The sequence below is a fragment of the Rhodohalobacter mucosus genome (assembly GCF_003150675.1).
In the GTDB taxonomy this organism is placed as follows: domain Bacteria; phylum Bacteroidota; class Rhodothermia; order Balneolales; family Balneolaceae; genus Rhodohalobacter; species Rhodohalobacter mucosus.
The window spans coordinates 108501-128615 of sequence record NZ_QGGB01000006.1; the positions used below are offsets into that span (position 1 = coordinate 108501).

The window sequence follows — 20115 nt, forward strand, 5'->3', positions numbered from 1 at the left end:
CATTGATCGGTTGATCGGTTGTGCATTCCCTTCACCTTTTTCAATACTAAATACTCAAGACTCAATACTCACGACTCAATCCTGTCTTCCTCAAACATTCTATACGCGGTCTCATCCATGCCAAGATCACGGTAGGTTTTCTGGGCCGTAAGATTTTCCTTCTCCACATAAAGACGGAAACCGCAAACTGATGGATCCCCGGAGGCAAGCTTCTTCACTTTGTCATACATGGCGCGATAGACGCCCCGGCGGCGGTATTCGGGAATCACATAGACGCTTTGAATCCACCAGAAGAGCCCGTTTCGCCAGTCGCTCCACTCAAAGGTGATCATGAGTGAGCCAACAACTTGTTCCTTATAAACGGCCACCAGGTAAAATCCATAATTGGGATTGTTCATCAATCCACGCACACCGGACTCGATCTTGCGGCGGTCAAGCTTTTTGCCCTCTGTTTCCAGCGCCATGGCGATATTAAACTCTGCAATGGTTGATGCATCGGCACGCGTTCCTTTTCGGATGGTCAGGTTCAGATGGTTGGTCATGGCATTGTCAACAATTGAAGGATCAGTTTCATGCAACAAAATGAGCACACGGTCGGATGAAAGCAAGGGAGTTCGGGTATCGGGTATCAATCAGCAGGTAGGAGAGGGATTAATAGACAAACAGACAAACAGACAAACCGACCAACCGAGAAACGGATGAAACCGGTGAACAGAACAACCGACGAACCGAGAAACCGAAAAAGTGGAAACCATATACCATTTACTATTCAACACAGACCACAAGTCACCCATTGCCAATCGCCCAACATGTAGGGGCAAACAAAACATAAATAGTGGAGAATCCCCGATACTGATTCGTTTAGAATCTGGCTATCATTAGTATATACAATTAATTGGATAACCTTGCATTCAGATGTTCGGCAGATGAACATGCGGTGAATCTTTCCGAAGTGTTATCAATCTCTATCTGTTTCGCACCTGTTTGTGAAGGGAATGAACGTCACAAACCCCAAATCTTGTGCCATGAAGCAGTTAACCACGTTATCCGCAGATCAGCTTTATCAACGCGCCTCCCTGGATGAACTTGAATTTTCGACTACCCAAGAACTGGATCATGATAACTACCGGTTTGTGGGACAGGAACGAGCGCTTCGTTCGGCTGATTTCGGAATTCGAATCAAACAAAACGGATACAATATTTACGCGCTGGGTCCTGAAGAGGTTGACAAGCGGTCACTGCTGGAAAATCTCATTGAAAAAGAAGCTAAAAAACAGTCCGTGCCCGACGATTGGGTCTATGTCTGTAATTTTGAGGATGAACAGAAACCCATCGTGCTAAAACTGAAGCCGGGAGACGGTATTCGCTTCCGTGATAAGATGAACCGGTTTGCAGAGGATCTGCCCAACGTGCTCACCAGCGTTTTTGAGAGTGAAGAGTACCAGAATCGGCGTCAGGTAATCGAGGAGAAGGTAAAGGAGAAGGAGCATGAAGACTTTACCGAAATCCAGAAAAAAGCAGAGGAAAAAGGTTTGTCCATTGTCAGGACTCCGATGGGATACTCGGTTTCGCCAGTGAAAGACGGTGAGATTATGAGTATGGACGACATAAAGAAAATGAGTGAAGAGGACCGCAAAGAGCTCGAGCAGGAGGTCCACAACCTTCAGAAAGAATTGCAGAAAATCTTGCGCCAGATTCCGGAGCAACAGCGTAAGATAAAAGATGAGCGGGATGAGCTGAACCGTGAATTCACTGAATATGCCGTAAAGGGACTGATTGAAGAGGTTCAGGATGAGTTTGAGTATAACAGTGATGTCGTATCGTATCTGGAATCGGCGAAGAAAGATATTATCAACAGGGCCGAGCAGATTCTTAACCCCGCGGCTGGCAATCCGCTGATGCAGGCAATGTCCGGTAATAAGCCGGATAAAACCACATCACCCTCCGACCACCCGGTGCTCTGGCGCTACACCGTGAACGTAATGGTGAACAACGCAAAACTGGAGGGCGCGCCTGTTATTTACGAAGATCACCCGATTTACAATAACTTGCTCGGCAGGACCGAACATGTGTCCGAAATGGGCGCTCTTACCACCGATTTCACCTACCTGAAGCCGGGATCTCTTCACAAAGCGAACGGTGGGTACGTTATTGTGGATGCACTGCGGCTTCTCACACAGCCCTATGCGTGGGATGGCCTCAAAAGAGCTCTGATGAGCAGAAAGCTGAAAATAGAGGCTCCCGGGGAGATGTACGGATTATTCAGTACGGTTACCCTTGAACCGGAACCGATCGAGCTGAATGTGAAGGTGGTTTTGGTTGGCAGCCGCCTGCTGTACTATATGCTCTGTGCATATGACGATGATTTTCAAAACCTGTTCAAGGTGGAAGTGGATTTTGACGATGAGATGGATCGTAGCCCGGAAACACAGAAAATGTATGCGGTGATGATTGCAGGGATGCTCAAAAAGAACGACCTGCAGCCGATGAAGAAAGACGCCGTTGTACGGCTGATCGAGCATACATCCAGAATGGTAAGCGACAGCGAAAAACTCTCCACCAAAACCAATGATATTTTGAAGCTCCTGCAGGAGTCCGACTACTGGAGCCGCAAGGAGGGAGGTGAGGTTATTGACCTGAAAGCGGTTGAAACCGCGATTGAGCAGGTGCGCTATCGCTCGGGGCGTCTCCGCGATAAATACAGGGAGCAGATTCTGCGAAATACCATATTCATTGACACCGAAGGGGAGGCGGCCGGACAGGTGAATGGCTTGTCGGTAGTGTCGCTGGGCAACCTGGTTTTTGCACACCCCACCCGGATAACTGCGCGCGTTCGCGTGGGTAAGGGAGAAGTGGTGAATATTGAGCGTGAAGTGGAGATGAGTGGCCCCATTCATTCGAAAGGTGTACTGATACTGTCTGCTTTTCTGGGGGCACGATACGCACTCGACCGCCCGCTATCGCTGTCGGCAAGCCTGGTGTTTGAGCAGGCCTATGGAGGGGTGGACGGTGACAGTGCCTCATCCACGGAGCTCTATGCACTGCTCTCAGCCATTGGTGACATACCGATACGGCAATCGATTGCGGTTACCGGTTCAGTGAACCAGCACGGCGATATCCAGCCCATTGGAGGCGTAAACGAGAAAATAGAGGGATTCTTCGAGATTTGTAATGAACGCGGCCTTACCGGAGATCAGGGAGTGATGATACCGAAGGCCAATGTGAAAAATCTGATGCTCAAAGCGGATGTGGTGGAAGCCGTTGAAAATGATGAATTCCATATTTATGCCATTGAGAGTATTGATGAAGGTATGTCGCTGCTGAGCGGCATGGAGATGGGTGAACGGGATGAAAATGGAAACTACCCCGACGGTACCGTAAACCATAAGGTAGCCGAAAAACTGGCCCGCTTTGCCAGTGTTAAGAAGCAGTTCACCACACAGAACGATCAGGCGGAGCTACACGCGTCAACAAAGGATAGCAAGTAACCAAGCAGGTAAAAAGATGACACTGACATCCATACTGATTGCAATCGACTCGGTTCCGGGCTCCAGGCCTGTGGTTCAGGCCGCTTCTGAGCTGGCTCTTAGAACCGGGGCATCGCTCAAAGCGCTGTTTATTGAAGATGATAACTGGTATAAAGCCAGTCGAGTCAGTTTCGCATATCAGGTCAGCAGTATCACCGGAGAGCTGATGCCATTTGATGAAGCGGAGATGCTGAAACAGGGCAGAGCCCACAGTTCACTGCTGGAGAGGATGATTGTGAATCACAGCCGTGAGCTCAATATCCGGTGCCACTATCGTACCGCACGAGGACCTGTAATCCGTGAACTGATGGAAGCTGCAAGGGATCAGGACCTTATTGTTATTGGCCGTAACCGTGATCCGGATGGCAGCAGGAGGAAACTGGGCGGAACGGCCCGGTTTCTGGCGGAAAATTGCACTGTCCCGGTGCTGGTCTGGAATGGCGGGGCAACGTGGCCGGGAATCATTACAGGCATGATTGAGCCTGGCACGGAGGGTGAGAATGTGAAAAGGTGGATGCAGTTTTTAGGAAATTGCCTGAACCGGGAAACCGTTACCCTGCATCAGAATCTCACTGAATTGAGCAAAACCGAAAAAACGAAACGTTTACGTGATAAAAACCACCTGCTGGTAGCTGAACGCCATCGGGATGAGGACGGAACTCCGCACCCCGATCTTGAGCAGTTGCCGAATTCGGTGCTATTGGTTTGATGAGTGGGGATTGAGTATTGAGTAGTGAGAAGGCAGAAGGCAAAAGGCAGAAGATCAGACGAACATCTAGCCGTAGGTTTCCTGGGTAACCGTACCGGCACACCCACCACTTTCTCGGTTTCTCTGTTCGTCCGTTCGTCTGTTTTTTATCTCTTTATCGCTTCTCCAGCGGTACGTAGTCGCGCTCGGTTGGACCTACATAGATCTGGCGCGGCCGTGAGATCGGCTCGTTGTTGTCGCGCATCTCTTTCCATTGCGCTATCCAGCCCGGAAGCCGCCCGAGAGCAAACATCACCGTAAACATCTCCGTCGGGATACCGATGGCGCGGTACAGAATACCTGAATAGAAATCCACGTTTGGATAGAGCTTGCGATCAACAAAATAGCTGTCGTTCAGCGCGACCTCTTCCAGGGATGTTGCGATCTCAAGAAGCGGGTCGTCCACACCCAATTCGTTCAGTACCTCATCAGAAACTTTCTTGATGATTTTGGCGCGCGGATCAAAATTCTTATAAACACGGTGACCGAAGCCCATAAGCCGAAAATCGCTGTCTTTATCCTTGGCTTTTTCCACCATTTTCTTCACATCTCCGCCTTCCCTGCGAATGTGTTCTAGCATCTCAATCACTTTCTGGTTGGCGCCTCCGTGGAGCGGTCCCCATAGTGCACAGACGCCCGATGAAATAGCCGCATAAAGGCTTGCATGGGAAGATCCTGCTATTCGAACGGTGGATGTGGAACAGTTTTGTTCATGGTCTGCATGAAGAATCAGCAGCGTATTGAGTGCCTTCACAACCGTCGGATTGATCTCATACTCTTCAGTTGGCAGCGCAAACATCATGTGCAGGAAATTGGCACAGTAGTCCAGGCGATTCTGCGGATACATGATCGGGAATCCCTGTGACTTACGATACGACCAGGCCGCAATCGTGGCGCTCTTTGCAATAAGCCGCCTTATCGTCAGATTAACCTGTTCGGGATGAAGCTGTGTATTGTGCGCATCGGGATAAAATGTGGACAATGCGCTGATCATGGAGGCCAGAACACCCATCGGATGTGCTTTTTCCGGATATCCCTCATACAGTTTCTTCATATCCTCATGGATAAGGGTATGGCGTGTAATGCCGTGTGTGAAAGATTCAAGCTCTTCCTTGCCGGGCAGATCTCCGTAAATAAGAAGGTAAGCCACTTCCAGAAAATCGCTCTGGCTGGCAAGCTGTTCGATTGGGTAGCCCCGGTATCTGAGAATTCCTTTTTCACCGTTCAGGAACGTGATGGCGCTGCGTGTCGCTCCTGTACTTTTATAGCCGGTATCGGATGTGATGAACCCCGTTTCGCTTCTCAGATTTGTGATATCGATTGCGCGTTCCCCTTCGGAGCCCTCGATGATATCCAGTTCAAACGTTTGGTCGTCAATTTCAAGTTTTGCAATATTCGATTTGCTCATGGTATGATGTCTCGTTTATGGATTCGGAAATGTTATTTTGTAAGAATAATATTCGTTTAGCCTTTAATCTGTTTGTAAGCAGTTCCGCTGCAATAATTGCGTGTGCAGATATTCTGTCAGTTTCGGTTAGCTTTCTATTTACCCCATCTCAAGAAATAAAGCCGTTACTAAAGATACAACTCCTGATTCAGATGATCTGCAGATTGATGGTTGATGCGTGGAAAAAACCCGCATTGTTGATAAAAAATAGCCAACTGCAGATTGTGGATGTAAAGGTTATGCAGAAGAAGCAAACGGCCGGAAAGATCCGGAGACTGTACACAACCTACACAGTTTTTATGATAACTTTATCATCCTGATCCCCTGTTTTACCATGGGGGAATTTCCCAGTTGAACACGAATGAGAAAAAAAGAGAAGCGTGTAAAAGCAGTGAGCCCCACCTGGAGTATTTATTTTTTAAGTGATGGCTTTCACGGAAAATGAATCAGGAAAAGTAGTCTCCAGCAAGTGCTGTGGAATTTGCAGAAGTACTCCGTGCATTTTTTCATTTCGTCCGCGCTTGATCAGTATTTCAAGCACGACACGGAAAGCTTCTTCAGGGTCCACTCTTTTTTCAAGCCGTGAATAGCTGTTTATCATCTGTAAAAACTCCTCCCTCTCCGGCACCCGGTTGCGCTGATGTTCAAGAAACTGTTCAAAATAGTCTGCATTTCCGGGCCCCATCCGTTTCTTATAGTGATCGAGCAACGCGCGGTTGTAGAGAATTTGTGAAACGGCATTCGGATTATACCCTTCAAAAAAGATCGCTCGAATGTGCAATGGAAGGGCAGAGGAGAACCGAAATACAAGATCAAGTGGAAGTACATCTCTCATAGCATGGAGTACGCCCAGCATTGCCCTGAATCCGATATCCGTTTTGCCAGCCCACCCGAGCCTTTCCGCAATTTCATTTGACAGCATTTTTTGTCCGGCCGATCGCCGGTAGGTGGTTGTTTTCATGATCAGATAGTTTCAATGGTTGAATAAAAACAAGAGAGCCATTCTGCTGATTAAAACTAATGAACTGTACCCTCTATGGCATTCAGGGTGATCGCTCATTCCATGTAGAATATATTCTTATCAGTCTGTAATGGTTTTCACTACCGCCCGGGATGGAAGGTGAACGGAGGAACGGGGGAACTGAGGAACAGAGGAACAGAGAAACGGAGGAACAGAGAAACGGAGGAACAGAGAAACGGAGGAACAGACGAACAGAGGAACGGAAATACGAATAACGAACGACGAACTGCGAACGACGAACAACTAACAACGAACAACCAACAACCAACAACCAACAACCAACAAACCCATTTCCAGTTCGCGTTTTTGATTGAATTAACTATCTTGAAAGAGTGCTCCCATGAACCTAAAAAAATCCGTCATGAAAAAAGCAATTCTATTTTGCGCCATACAGTTAGCGCTCTCTTCCTCGATTCTTTCTGCACAGGGAACCCAGCTTTTGCGTGAACCCACCATCAGCGATACGCATATCGTTTTTGTTCATGCATACGACCTCTGGAAAGTGGATCGCGATGGCGGTGATGCCATCCGCCTTACCAGTAACATCGGCGGGGAGATGAGCCCGCATTTCTCACCCGACGGATCGATGGTTGCATTTACCGGTCAGTACGACGGAAACCAGGATGTATACATTGTTCCGATTGAAGGTGGAGAACCCGAACGGCTCACATGGCATCCCGGCGCGGATGTGGTGACGGGATGGACGCCCGACGGTGAGGTGCTCTTTCGGTCTTCGCGTGACGGACATCCAACCGAAACAAACCGCATCTGGAAAGTAGCTACCGATGGCGGCATGCCTGACGTGCTGCCGATACCCAGGGCGGCCAACGGGGATATGTCGGATGACGGACGCTACCTGGCTTACAACCCCATTACGTTCTGGGATCCGGAGTGGAGGAACTATCGTGGCGGACAGGCACAGCCGATATGGATTGTGGATTTGGAAACCTATGAGCTGGTACAGACGCCCCGCACCGATAATGAACGACATACCGACCCGGCCTGGCTGGGTGATCAGGTGTTTTACCTTTCGGAGCGTGATTTTGCAAACAACATCTGGTCGTACAATCCGGATACGGGTGAGGAGAAGCAGTGGACATTCCATACGGATTTTGACGCCAAAAATATTGACGCGGGCTTTGGCATGATTGTGTATGAGCAGGGCGGATACCTTCACCTTCTCGATCCACAGACCGGGGTAACGGAACCGCTTGAAATTCATGTTGCAGGCGATATGAGTTACGGACGCGTGCGATGGGAGGAACCGTCTGCCTGGAACATGGATAATGCCGCCATATCACCAACGGGACAGCGGGCCGTTTTTCAGTTCAGGGGCGAAATCATAACCGTGCCTAAGGAAGACGGAACCTGGCGTAATCTGACGAATTCGTCAGACAGTGCGGAAAGATATCCGGTCTGGTCGCCCAAGGGTGATCAGGTAGCATGGTTTTCCGATGCCAACGGGGAGTACCAGCTGGTTATCTCCGATCAGTTTGGACTGGAAGATCCGCGATACATTGAACTTCCCAATCCCACATTTTATTTCAGACCGGATTGGTCACCCGATGGCACGCATATCGCCTACACGGATACCGATTACAATCTATGGTATGTGAACGTGGAGTCGGGTGAAGCTACCTATGTGGATACGGACGGCTATGCGCATCCTAATCGTACACTGAATCCGGTATGGTCGCCCGACGGCAAGTGGATCGCCTATGTGAAGCTGCTGCCCAATCAGTTCAAGGCGGTGATGGTGCATAACATTGACAGCGGTGATACCTGGCAGCTGAGTGATGGCATGTCGGACTCCATCACACCGGTGTGGAGTGAAGATGGAAAGTACCTCTGGTTCCTGGCCAGTACCGATTACGGCCTCAACACGGGGTGGCTCGATATGAGTTCATACAATATGCCGATCACCCGTGCGCTTTATATGATTGTACTGGCTGAAGGGGAACCTTCCCCGCTGCTGCCCGAAAGCGATGATGAAGAAGTGGCAGATGCTGACGGAGATGATGAGGTAGAAAACGGCGGCAATTCAGACTCATCAAATGGTGAGGTGACCGTTCGAATCGATCCTGAAGGCATTGCCAGCCGCACCCTCGCCGTAAATATTCCTGAGCGTAACTATACCGGCCTCATGCCGGGTCCCGGCGGAAGCGTATTCTATACCGAGTCGGTTCCCAACGAGGGCACCCGCCTGCACAAATATGACCTGGAGAAACGCGAAGGGAGCCTTTTTATGGCCAATGTGAACAGCGCGGTAGTGTCGCACGACCGGAAAAGCATTCTCTACCGGAGCGGCAGCACCTGGGGAATAACCGATACCGGAACCGGTGAGAAGAGGCCGGGTGACGGATCTCTCTCCATCAGCGGGATTCAGGTTCAGGTGAATCCACAGGAAGAATTTCACCAGATCTTTCGCGACGGCTGGCGCTTCATGAGGGATTTCCTCTACGTTGACAACATGCACGGTGCTCCCTGGGATGAGGTGTACGAGTGGTATGCTCCATGGGTGGATCATGCAAAACACCGCTCCGACCTGAATTATGTGCTCGATATCATGAGCGGTGAAGTGGCGGTAGGGCACTCCTACGTTGCAGGCGGAGACTTCCCGGAGTTGGAAAATGTGCGTGCCGGTCTGCTTGGCGCAGATATTTCGCTGGACAACAATGCATTCCGAATTGACAAAATCTACACCGGCGAGAGCTGGAATCCGGATCTGAGGGCACCATTGTCGGGCCCTGGCATTGACGTGAACGAGGGCGATTACATCCTTGCAGTAAATGGTGAAGAGCTGAACCCAGCCGAAAACTTCTATCGCTATTTTGAAGGAACCGTGAACCGGCAAATTCAGCTGCTGGTGAATGACCGTCCGAATACGCGGAATGCACGCCTGGTAACGGTTGTACCTGTTGCAAGTGAAGGAGGACTGCGAACACGCGACTGGGTAGAATCGAATCGGCGCAAGGTGGATGAGATGTCGGACGGACAGCTTGCCTATGTCTGGGTACCCAACACTGGCACCGGAGGGTACAATTACTTCAATCGCTACTTTTTCTCCCAACAGCACAAGCGAGGTGCGGTTATTGATGAACGCAACAACGGAGGCGGATCCGCAGCCGATTATATGGTGGATATCCTCTCGCGTGAATTGCACGGATTTTTCAACAGCAAAGCAGCCGACCGTCAGCCGTTTACCACTCCGGGTGCGGGCATCTGGGGACCCAAGGTGATGATCATTAACGAACGGGCCGGTTCGGGCGGCGACCTGCTGCCGTTCATGTTCCGCAAGATGGATATTGGTCCGCTCATCGGAACCACCACCTGGGGCGGACTGGTGGGTACCTGGGATACGCCGCCGTTTGTGGATGGCGGACGTTTTGTGGCACCCCGCGGCGGGTTCTACAACCTTGCCGGTGAGTGGGATGTAGAGGGACTTGGTATCGAGCCCGACATCCACGTGATGCAGACCCCGAAGGATGTGATTGAAGGCCGCGATCCGCAGCTCGAACGCGCCGTTCAGGAAGCGCTCAGGCTGCTGGAGGACTATCCGAATCCGATTGTGCCCACACCGGAGGATCCGGTGCGGTACAGGCGTCCGGCGACGGGAGGGGAAAACTGAGGAACAGCTGTCAGCTATCAGCTTTCAGCAGTCAGTGGTTGGTGGTTTGTTGTTAGTTGTTGGTGGAAGAAACTAACGACTGTCATTCCGACCGAAGCGGAGGAATCTCCCAAACTGTGTGCTGCACTAAGTTCTGACAACGCTCACCCAAGAACCACGCACGGAGATGTCTCCATTCTCTCGCTCCGCTCTTTCAGTCGACATGACATGTTCTGGATTTAGAAGGGGGGCGGTGCGGATGAATTGTCTTTGGCCTGTGTTCTGTCAGCACCGCAAAAACGACACTTCATCGGTTCGATATTCGTCTGTTCATCCGTTCATCTGTTTCCTTCTTTTTCCTTGACTATTTCCGCGCAATTCCATTTACTACAATTGTTTAGCGATTTAAACGCATAACTCAGGGTACGGGGTTGTGCCTGCGATCCATCCAATCCTGCCGGGATGAATAAAGATACTTTAAACGGGTTGAAGTTCCGCTACGGGAATCTGTTTCTGATGTTTGTGTCTGCGACAGTTTTTCTTTCCTGTTCGTCTTCAGCGGACGATTCAGAGTCTGCCAATAGCCTGGATCTGGTAGCCGTTGAAGAACTGCGCATTGGTCAGATGGAAGGAGATGAAGAGGTTGTCTTCGGGGCCATCAATGGCATCGCTGTTGGGGCGGAGGGACGAATCTATGTATCGGACTATCAAGTGCCCACATTACGCATGTACGATTCCGGGGGCAATTTTCTTGGCAATGTTGGAAGAGAGGGCAGAGGCCCGGGGGAATACCTGAGAATTGCAGGTGTAAAAACATTTACTGACGGTGAGCTGGCCATTTGGGATGGCGGCAATCAACGTATTACCACCTATGAACCGGACGGCTCTTTTCAAGAGCATTTTCCGCTCCAGGCCCGGTTGAGTGCCGTAGATATTTTTGAAGTCGATACGGAAGGCAATTTTTATGTCAGAATTGTTCTCCGAAGCGGGCCCGGTGTTCCGAACTGGGAGTATGGATGGGTCAGGGTGAGTGCTGAAGGCGCTGTTGTGGATACGCTTCAGGTACCTCCCGACCTTAACGAATATCCACAAACGTTTGTCCTGTTCACCGCATCGGGTGATGCACATGCATTTATTGAAAGAGAAATGTTTGCATTAAGCCCGATGGGATATCTGGTGACCGGCCGCAATACCGAATACGACATCACCCTTCACAAACCGGAGGGAGAAGTCAGCATTCAGCGGGACTATGAACCGATTGCGGTCAGAGAAGAAGAAAAAACCCAGTGGCGCAAATGGATCGATTATTACAACGTAACACACCAGGTTCCGGATAATAAGCCTGTGTTTAAAAAAATTATGACCGATATGGAGGGGCGGATCTGGGTTTGGCGATATACGGAGGCCATTTATACGGAAGAGAATATCGGTCCGCACTTTGGCCCCGAAAGCAACTGGTGGGAGCCGCCCACGTTTGATGTGTTCAATCCGGACGGCTCATTCTATGCACGCGTTGAGCTCCCGATGCGTGCCAAATTTTTCGAAGCCCGTGGTAATCATGTCTGGGCCCTGGTAAAGGGCGAATTTGACGAACAATACGTGGTTCGCTACCTGCTGGAAGAACAGGGAAAGGCTATTCAATAAACAGACGAACAGACGAATGTTGATCTGAGGAAGCGGATGAAATTCCTATACTGGGTGCAGCACGAAGTTCTGTCAAACCTATCCCCGGAACAACGTGAGGGGATGTCTCCATTCACTCGCTCCGCTCGTTCAGTCGACATGACACGTTCCCGGGTGAAGAAAGGGGCGGTGCATAAAGATTGACTCATGCATGCGCTCTGTCAGCACCGCCAGTCTTAAGTTTGTCCCTTTTGAGTGATCAAAAGGGACGAAAAATCACCGGCGGGCAGATTCTCCGGCGAAAGCTTCCTTCGTTTCGCTAAAGAACATCAATGGTCCATGAAATCCATCACATTTGATTCGATCTCACCGGTATGATGTTCTTCTTAACGCTGCACTTTGGAATCTATTTGTCGCCGAATGATCTGCAGGCGGACGTAGATCATAGATTAGGGGTCAAAAAAATACTTTCTCGGTTACTCTGTTCATCTGTTCGTCCGTTTACATCACAATTCACTCATCACAGATCTCACATCAAAAGGTTCCTTCCTATTCGTCCCACTCCGGTCGTATCTGATCGCCGGATAATCTGCAGGCGGGCTTCGAAAATAGATTAAGAAGAAAACTTTCTCTGTTCCTCTGTTCCTCTGTTTCACTTCGTGTGAATCGCCTACGGCTCGGGGGCTCTGTTCGTCTGTTCTTCGGTTTTTCCGTCTTCCGTCTCACGTTTGACGTCTGACGTTTGACGTTTGACGTCTGACGTCTCTTCCGCTCAATCCATCCCGCCTACAACAGGTAGAGTAAGGCTCGTCCGGTCCAGATCGATCGTCAGTTCGGTTCCGGGATCCGGCCAGAGAGTATATTCGCGGTCGCTTGAAAAGATCATCAACCCAATCTGCTGGCCCTCGCGGATAATCTGGTCGTCGGGCTGAAGCTCAAAGGTGACGGTGTAAAATTCACCCGGAATCAGCGGCTCGCTTTCAGTCAGCGACTCATAATTTTGCGGATCGGCCCAGCCGCGCGTTATGATATTGTCGGTCAGTACGGTGCCGCGCCCATCGTTCCAGGGCAGGGAAACCACCCAGACAGATAGGTTTACCGCCGGCTTACTGCTGGCCAGCGTTACGGTCACTTCCGGCACGCCGGAGATATGCAGCGGCTCTTCAAGCTCCTCCGTGACATAGATCAATCGGTGGTCGGTCCACTCAGCCTGCGCCAGGGCGGAACCGGAGAAGGAGACATTGTCGATCAGGGTTTCCGTGCCGCTTGCGGATACCGGGGTTGTGGTGAGTCCGCCGCGCTCCGGAGCTCCGGGCGTCAGATAAAAAGTAACCGGCTCGGCTTCCGGATGAGGATAGTCGGGATATGACGTGGGATCCTGCCTCTCGTCGCGCTCGCGGGTGATCCATGCGCGGGGCAGTTCCTCCACTCCGTTCTCCACATTGTACAAATATCTTGCAAACCACATGTTCATCAGCTCATGCGGCGGCTCGCCCCCGTGTCCGCCCTGATGGTAGTAGATCATGGTTGGAACTCCTTTCTCTTTTGCGGCTTCATAGATTCGAAGGCTGTGTTCGGGCATCACATTCCAGTCATTGAAGGCGTGGGCCATCAGCATCGGGGTGTTCATATTCTCCATCTGGTTCAGGTAGTCGCGCCCGGCCCAGAACTCATTGTAGTCGCCCGTAATCCGGTCGATACCGCTGGCAATTTCCGTATCGCGGGTTGTCCGGTTGTTATAGGCACGCTTTGACTCATCCCCGCTGTGAATAAAATCATACAGCACATCCACATCCTCACCCAGGTACCCGCCGGGTGACCGAACCAGTCCGTGGGAGCGATAGTAGTGATAGTAGGACGTGTTGGGCGCCACCGGAATGATCGCCTCCAGGCCGTCTACACCGGTCGTTGCCGCAGCCAGCGGGAGGGTGCCGTTGTAGGAGGTGCCGGTCATGCCCACCTTTCCGTTTGTCCAGTAAGCTTCTACGGTTTCATCGCCATCGGGTGTGGTGTAGCCGGTTGCGCGCCCGTTCAGCCAGTCGATCACCGCTTTGGGTGCAAGCGATTCATTCTCTCCGCCCACCGTTGGAGAACCCTGCGAAAGACCTGTACCCGGCGATGATGAGTGTACCACGACAAATCCAAGCGGCACCCAGGTCTGAATATGTGAATTGGAAATGATGGGCCGTTCCCCGCGTCGCTGAACTTCCGGTCCCGGTGTACGTGCCGGCGGCTCCTCGCCCAGCTCATGGCGCACATCCCAGAAAAAATCGTAGGGTGGGGTGGCGGTTCCTGCATAATAGGGGCTTGTTTCATAGATCACAGGCAGCTTAAGATCACCCGATTCGGTCTGCTGCGGACGCGTAACGGCAACGTGCATCCGGTCGTGTTGGCCATCACCGTCCGTATCGAACTCCGTCTCCACCCACAGATCATGGCGGATCCAATTTTCCTGATTCGAAAATTCAGGAATGGGCTGCAGGAGGCCGTTTTCAACAAGGGGTACCCGGAGCCCGGTTTCCGCAACGGTTTGGCCAAAAACAGAGGGAATCTGCGCCAGGCTCAGGATTGCGATAAGAAGTGCAGGGATAACTACAGACAGCGGAATACGTTTCATAAAAATCAGGAGTCTTGAGTTGAACGGGAATTATCAACGCAGTAAATAGCAAATTATGAGGTGAATGTCATCCGGTAAAAAAAGATAGGTTTGTGGAAAAACACGTCATTGAGAATCCCATTAATGCCGATTTATTCAGTATCTGTTTGCTGAATTAGTACCAGTTCATCCTCAAACCGTTCAGCACTCTCATGCTTATCCCAATCTCTGTATAGACTGATGAGCTGCTGTAGTGTATTTCTCTTGTGCCGGTCGGATATTCCTTCATTTTTATTGAAATGGCTGTAGGCATCGAGTAAATGTGTCTCCGCCTCCGGAAATTGTTTTGTTTCAAGGAGTGCTTTGCCAAGCTGATGCTGAACGGTAGCAATGGTAAACAGCCCGCTTGGGGATACGTTTTTAAACATAGTGAGTGCCTCAGTAAAAAGAGGCACCGCATTCTCAGGCTGTCCAATACTCAGGTAAAATTCACCGTTTGTATTGTAGGATTCAGCAAGATGTATGTGACCCTCAGGGTAAACTCTTAGATGCATCTGAAGTGATTCTGATAAATATAATTCTGCTTTCTCGAGTTCACCTTTATCCCGATAGATCATTCCCAGAATAGATAGACCTTGAGCAATGGTTGTATGATCTTCATCAAACGATTCACTTACAATCCGGTATGATCTCAAAGCGACCTTTTCAGCTGACTCGTAGTCTCCTTTTTTTCTGTGAATTGTGGCCAGTACGTTTAGCGCTCGGGCTACTCTACTGTGATTCTCACCATACACCTTTTCTCTGATACGAATTGATTCAATTATCAACTCTTCAGCCTGGTCAAATTTGCCCTGCCGTTGTAGAAGACGTGCGAGATTACTTAAAAAGATAGCGACATCCGAATGATTATCTCCCAGCAGCATTCGACCCGCATTCAGGCCCTCACGATAGTAAAGCTCGGCTTCCTCCAGTTTTCCTCTTTTAGCCAAAAGATATGCCAGGTTATTCAATGTGAAGTTTACTTTTGAATGGACAGGTCCATAGTATGCTTTTCGGGCTTCCAGGTTCTCCCGGTGAATCTCTTCAGCCTCGTCTAACTGTCCCATATCAAGCAGAACCAGCGCATAGTTGTTCAGGCTGGTAAAGACATCCGGATGCTGTGATCCGTGCACGCGCTTTCGAATTTCCAGCGCCTCTCGAAGATAGGGCTCCGCTATCAGGTCTTTATCCACCGACCAATGTACGGAACCCAAAGCATTCAGGGTAAACGCGATGTCGGGATGATCGCTGGGAAGATGATTACGCTGAAGGTTCAGAGCCTTTTCCAGAAGAGGGACCGCTTTATCCGGCATTTGCATTCCTCTATATGAACTTCCAATCGTATATAGCATCTCTGCCTGCACAAGCGGTTGTTCCGACAGATCTTCCACTCGTTCGATACCCATATCAAGAAGGTCTACTGCCGTCAGCATTTCTCCCTGTGCATTTACAGGGTTGCCTGCACTAAACAGGCTTGTGAGAAAATCAGCCACCTGTTCAGCCTTCTCCCTTTCAAGCTGTGCAATATTGCGCTCCTGGGTGATATTCCACGTATAAATCAGGGATAAGGCAATAAGGGAAATCAAAAAAACGGCTGCTGCTGCCAGCCTTGTTCTGTGTCTTTTTATGAACTTACCAACACGATATCGCACAGAGCCGGATTTAGCCATCAGCGGCTGACCGCTTTCAAACCGATCCAGCTCCTCAATCAGCTGGCTTACGGAATTGTAGCGGTCTCCGGGTTCTTTTCGAAGGGTTTTTAATATCAGGTAATCCAGGTCGGTTTTCAGCACATCGATTATTGATGATGCCGTTGCAGACCGGTTCGACGCAATTTTTGATAAATCAGGGGAGTTGGAGATGCACCTGCTGGGCGCTACCGGTTCATCGTTCAGTATCCGCTGTTCCACTACGTGAATTGGCCGGTCCTTCAGGTCAATCGGATAGGTGTCTGTGAGGAGATAGTGGAGCAGCACTCCCAGCGCATACACATCGGTGGATGTCGTTACAGTATCCCCTTTTACTTGCTCGGGTGAGGCATACTGCGGCGTCCAGATTTTTCTGCCGGGAAGCGTCTCAAGCAGGTCAATATCAGGATGGGTCCGATCCAGCAGCTTGGCGATGCCAAAGTCAAGGATCTTTACATTGCCGTTCGCAGATACGAAAATATTTGGTGCTTTAAGGTCACGGTGAATCACCAGATTTTTGTGTGCGTAATCGACCGTTTGGCAGATTTGGCGGAACAGCGAGATTCGCTCATTTACAGTCAGAGAATTTGCATTGCAGTATTCATCGATGGGGCTGCCCTCAATAAACTCCATTACCAGGTAGGGGAGGCCATCGTTTGTGATCCCTCCGTCGTAAATTTGAGCAATATTGGGATGATTCAGCGAAGAGAGAATCTCACGCTCAATTTTAAAGCGATGGATGTTCTCTTCTGTATCAAGGCCTTTTTTCAGGAGTTTAACCGCCACGTCCTGGCTGAACTCTCCGTCGGCGCGCCGGGCTTTGAAAACCATGCCCATTCCGCCAACGTCAATGAGGTCCGTAACCAGATAGCGCCCGATTTTTCTGCCGATCAAGTTTTCTCCGATACGTTCTTCGGATTCGTCACTGCCAAGTTCGGAAATCAATTTTTCCCCGTCACGCCTGACACTCTGCATGAAATGCGCCTGCTGCGACTCCTCAATTAGCAACAGCATTTGCTTCACTTCATCTGCGATGTGGGGCGTTTCCTCAAATACTGTATTCAAATACGTATCCCTCTCTTTACCCGAATAGGTAAGCGCGGTATCAACAACTTCTTTAACCAGATTCCAGTGTCTCTTATTCACGGTAATCCTGCTGATTGAAAGAAAATCCCAATTCTTGTTTTAGACATGCTGATGAAGAATTGAGAAGCAAAAATGCATCACATAAACCCCCAGTTTCCTGTTTACCGAACAAATTAAATCAAAATAAAATATCCGTTAAAATCCAATTCAGCGCAGAATCTTTGCAAAGGCAGGGGTAAATTGAGTATTGAATATTGAGATATCTGAAAACTGTCGATTTTCTACCGAATTAGTATTCTTCCGTCTCCCGTTCAAAAATTCCCTCTCCTTTTCAGCTCTTTGTAGAGCCAGGCACGTGCCTTTGCCCAGTCGCGATATACGGTTCGTTCAGACAGACCCATTACATCGGCAATATCATCAAAATTCATCTCACCGAAATAGTGCATTTCCACTATATCGGCCAGTCGTTCATCAAATCCGGAGAGCCGTGTGAGTGCCTCATCAATTCGAATCAGATCATCCGCTTCATGATCTGCACTCATCATTTCGTCAATGTAGGTAGAGGGCCTCTCTTTGCCTCCTCTTTTTTTTCTGGATCGTTTTCGGGCATAGTCGATCAGTATTTGCCGCATCGCTTTTGCACAGACTGCAAAAAAATGCTGCCTGTTTTTGAGATCCAGCGTCTGCTGGCCCGAAAATTTGAGATAAAGCTCATGAACCAGATCCGTTTTGGAGTAGGTGTGAATGCCCCGCTCACCGGATATTTCCCGCCATGCCATATTGTGCAGCTCCTGGTACAGCAGGGAGAAAAGCCGGTCGTACGCCTTTTGGGAACCATTCCTGAGCTCGATCAGCAGCTGTGTTATATCCTGACTGTTGTCACTCATCACTGATATTATTGGTACATATGCGGCATTGATGAAAATGAGTATAAGAAAATTTGTCAGTTTTTTCCCGGCCTTGTCGCAATACAGGTAGAGCTCTTAATTGCCACCTGCCCGATTAGTTTCGGGTTCAGGGCTAATAATCGCCAAGGGATGCCTGGCGGCAGGCAAAGAGGCTCACGAATCGGAATAACCACCAATATCAGGAGGATAATATACCATGAACTCACATCGACACGTACTTACGGCACTGGTCGCTTTCTTAATGTTAGGCACAATTGATTTACATGCACAGGAACTTCGGGAGATGCAGCCGCTGGAGGCAGATGATTTTGAGTGCCTTCAATCGCTGGATTGTATTCAAAACAGCCAAAGCCTGAAGAGCAAAGGCTGGTCATTTATTTTTGATGAAACCGTGGATGCATTTGCCAATGAGCGTACTGCATACATGAAGGGTGAAAACATCTATTTTTTTGCCATGTATGACAAGAAGGGCAACCTGATTCGATCCACTTACAGGCGGAAGGATGTTGCATTGCCCAGATGTCTGCACAGATATCATGCTGAAACCGCAGATGAGGGGTCGCGAATAGCAGGATCTGAAATGACAATGAAGGATTTTGACCCGTCTACCATCAAATATAAAGTGATGCTGGAAAGTGGAACATCATCAAGATCAGAGGTATATGATTCCGATTTTATCAGTGATGTTCACAGGGAATATGAAGGCGTGGCGGAGCTTTGTATGATATGAATGCTTTAAGATGAAGGGAAAATGGGGGGTAGAGGTGAGTATTGAGTAGTGAGTATTGAGTAGTGAGAAGGCAGAAGGCAAAAGGCAAAAGGCAGAAAAACCGATGAACAGATGAACATCGAATGGATGAACCGAAGAAGTTATTTCATTTCAGAAAATTGGCAACTGCTTCCTTAACAAGAATCGGCCGGTCTGAAATGGCTCCCTTTCGGGCCTCCGGAATCAGCAGCAGCTCGCCATTGGGAAACGCATCGGCCCAGGCTTGCTGGGCAGGGATCATATGGGCATCCTTTTCACCCCAGATAATCAGATGAGGAGCCATGACGCGCTGAAGTCTGCCATCTGTGAAATCCCACCTGCCATAGTATCGCGGTGCCAGCTGTGCCGTATAGCGGTAGTAGTAGCGGACCGCTTCCGGTGGTGCGTCACAGGTAGTGCCCCGGTATGTCACCTCTTCGCCGCGTTCTTCAGCAATACGCCGATTCAGCGCCTCATACTCCCTGCACGTTTCCACCGGGTTTTCTGCCGTGCCATTCAGGAGGGAGCCAAGTAATTCGGACGATCGGGCCGCAAGAAGGCTATCGGGCGGCGGTGTAAGATCCAGCCGCCGCAGCTCCAGCTCCTGCATCAGGTCGGGTCCCGTGGCACCGTGGTAGACGGCGCGCCGTATCCGTTCAGAGTACTTCAACGCATAGGAGGCCGCAATCACGGATCCAAAGGAGTGCGTGAACAGGTTCATCTGCTCCAGCCCGAAATGCCGCCGCACCGCTTCGAGGTCCTCTACAAAATATTCGGGACGCAGTTTGGTGGTATCCTCAGGAAGCTGCGACAACCCGCCACCGCGCTGATCATAGAAAATCAGGGTGAACTCCTCTGCCAGCGGCCTCACATCCGGCAATACCGAGTTGATTCCCGCACCCGGTCCGCCGTGCAGCACCACAAGCGTGTCGGGGCTGCTGCCCACAATCTTGAAATGAATGGATGCGCCATTAGCTCCCTCCAGAAAGCCCTCCTGCGTCACCCCGGGCTTCATGCTACTTGAGCATGAGATAAGAAGTGTGAAACTGATAAAGAACAGAAAAACAGACTTCATGA

Annotated in this window: 12 protein-coding genes; 5 read left to right on the forward strand and 7 right to left on the reverse strand. The window is 50.0% G+C overall.

What is annotated here, in order from left to right; genetic code table 11:
• Positions 1 to 68: 68 nt before the first annotated feature.
• Positions 69 to 542, reverse strand: a complete 474-nt coding sequence (locus DDZ15_RS08250; RefSeq protein WP_109646850.1) for a GNAT family N-acetyltransferase — start codon at positions 540 to 542, stop codon at positions 69 to 71.
• Between the two features lie 483 nt (positions 543 to 1025).
• Here DDZ15_RS08250 and DDZ15_RS08255 point away from each other — a divergent pair, with 483 nt between their 5' ends.
• Both DDZ15_RS08255 and DDZ15_RS08260 read left to right on the forward strand, forming a co-directional pair.
• A complete protein-coding gene (locus DDZ15_RS08255) occupies positions 1026 to 3488 on the forward strand; it encodes a Lon protease family protein (protein WP_158278650.1) in 2463 nt (820 codons plus the stop codon).
• Between the two features lie 16 nt (positions 3489 to 3504).
• Complete coding sequence (locus DDZ15_RS08260) at positions 3505 to 4236, forward strand: universal stress protein (protein WP_109646618.1); 732 nt, start codon at positions 3505 to 3507, stop codon at positions 4234 to 4236.
• Positions 4237 to 4390: 154 nt separating this feature from the next.
• Here the strand turns inward: DDZ15_RS08260 and DDZ15_RS08265 are convergent, their stop codons facing one another.
• Together DDZ15_RS08265 and DDZ15_RS08275 are read right to left on the reverse strand one after the other, a co-directional pair.
• On the reverse strand, positions 4391 to 5683 hold the full coding sequence (locus DDZ15_RS08265; RefSeq protein ID WP_109646619.1) for a citrate synthase: 1293 nt from the start codon (positions 5681 to 5683) through the stop codon (positions 4391 to 4393).
• Positions 5684 to 6140: 457 nt separating this feature from the next.
• Positions 6141 to 6683, reverse strand: coding sequence for a DUF2267 domain-containing protein (locus tag DDZ15_RS08275; RefSeq protein ID WP_109646621.1), 543 nt, complete (start codon positions 6681 to 6683; stop codon positions 6141 to 6143).
• 421 nt (positions 6684 to 7104) lie between these two features.
• Between DDZ15_RS08275 and DDZ15_RS08285 the strand changes: the two genes are divergently transcribed.
• Together DDZ15_RS08285 and DDZ15_RS08290 are read left to right on the forward strand one after the other, a co-directional pair.
• The gene (locus DDZ15_RS08285; protein WP_109646623.1) at positions 7105 to 10371 is read left to right on the forward strand and encodes a S41 family peptidase; all 3267 of its coding nucleotides are present in this window, start codon (positions 7105 to 7107) and stop codon (positions 10369 to 10371) included.
• Between the two features lie 441 nt (positions 10372 to 10812).
• Complete coding sequence (locus DDZ15_RS08290; protein WP_109646624.1) at positions 10813 to 11994, forward strand: 6-bladed beta-propeller; 1182 nt, start codon at positions 10813 to 10815, stop codon at positions 11992 to 11994.
• Positions 11995 to 12745: 751 nt separating this feature from the next.
• Here DDZ15_RS08290 and DDZ15_RS08295 read toward each other — a convergent pair.
• The 3 genes from DDZ15_RS08295 to DDZ15_RS08305 all read right to left on the reverse strand — a co-directional run bounded on the left by DDZ15_RS08295 (position 12746) and on the right by DDZ15_RS08305 (position 18269).
• A complete protein-coding gene (locus tag DDZ15_RS08295; RefSeq protein WP_109646625.1) occupies positions 12746 to 14590 on the reverse strand; it encodes a Xaa-Pro dipeptidyl-peptidase in 1845 nt (614 codons plus the stop codon).
• 131 nt (positions 14591 to 14721) lie between these two features.
• A complete protein-coding gene (locus DDZ15_RS08300) occupies positions 14722 to 17442 on the reverse strand; it encodes a serine/threonine-protein kinase (protein ID WP_109646626.1) in 2721 nt (906 codons plus the stop codon).
• A gap of 251 nt (positions 17443 to 17693) precedes the next feature.
• The gene (locus tag DDZ15_RS08305; RefSeq protein WP_109646627.1) at positions 17694 to 18269 is read right to left on the reverse strand and encodes an ECF-type sigma factor; all 576 of its coding nucleotides are present in this window, start codon (positions 18267 to 18269) and stop codon (positions 17694 to 17696) included.
• Between the two features lie 217 nt (positions 18270 to 18486).
• Here DDZ15_RS08305 and DDZ15_RS08310 point away from each other — a divergent pair, with 217 nt between their 5' ends.
• A complete protein-coding gene (locus DDZ15_RS08310; RefSeq protein ID WP_109646628.1) occupies positions 18487 to 19020 on the forward strand; it encodes a hypothetical protein in 534 nt (177 codons plus the stop codon).
• A gap of 145 nt (positions 19021 to 19165) precedes the next feature.
• Here the strand turns inward: DDZ15_RS08310 and DDZ15_RS08315 are convergent, their stop codons facing one another.
• Positions 19166 to 20113, reverse strand: coding sequence for an alpha/beta fold hydrolase (locus DDZ15_RS08315; protein ID WP_109646629.1), 948 nt, complete (start codon positions 20111 to 20113; stop codon positions 19166 to 19168).
• Between the last annotated feature and the right edge of the window lie 2 nt (positions 20114 to 20115).

What these genes read in the sequence shown, in the direction of transcription:
- DDZ15_RS08250 (WP_109646850.1), bottom strand. Translation starts at nt 542, where the DNA reads ATGACCAACCATCTGAACCTGACCATCCGAAAAGGAACGCGTGCCGAT.
- DDZ15_RS08255 (WP_158278650.1), top strand. Translation starts at nt 1,026, where the DNA reads ATGAAGCAGTTAACCACGTTATCCGCAGATCAGCTTTATCAACGCGCC.
- DDZ15_RS08260 (WP_109646618.1), top strand. Translation starts at nt 3,505, where the DNA reads ATGACACTGACATCCATACTGATTGCAATCGACTCGGTTCCGGGCTCC.
- DDZ15_RS08265 (WP_109646619.1), bottom strand. Translation starts at nt 5,683, where the DNA reads ATGAGCAAATCGAATATTGCAAAACTTGAAATTGACGACCAAACGTTT.
- DDZ15_RS08275 (WP_109646621.1), bottom strand. Translation starts at nt 6,683, where the DNA reads ATGAAAACAACCACCTACCGGCGATCGGCCGGACAAAAAATGCTGTCA.
- DDZ15_RS08285 (WP_109646623.1), top strand. Translation starts at nt 7,105, where the DNA reads ATGAAAAAAGCAATTCTATTTTGCGCCATACAGTTAGCGCTCTCTTCC.
- DDZ15_RS08290 (WP_109646624.1), top strand. Translation starts at nt 10,813, where the DNA reads ATGAATAAAGATACTTTAAACGGGTTGAAGTTCCGCTACGGGAATCTG.
- DDZ15_RS08295 (WP_109646625.1), bottom strand. Translation starts at nt 14,590, where the DNA reads ATGAAACGTATTCCGCTGTCTGTAGTTATCCCTGCACTTCTTATCGCA.
- DDZ15_RS08305 (WP_109646627.1), bottom strand. Translation starts at nt 18,269, where the DNA reads ATGAGTGACAACAGTCAGGATATAACACAGCTGCTGATCGAGCTCAGG.
- DDZ15_RS08310 (WP_109646628.1), top strand. Translation starts at nt 18,487, where the DNA reads ATGAACTCACATCGACACGTACTTACGGCACTGGTCGCTTTCTTAATG.
- DDZ15_RS08315 (WP_109646629.1), bottom strand. Translation starts at nt 20,113, where the DNA reads ATGAAGTCTGTTTTTCTGTTCTTTATCAGTTTCACACTTCTTATCTCA.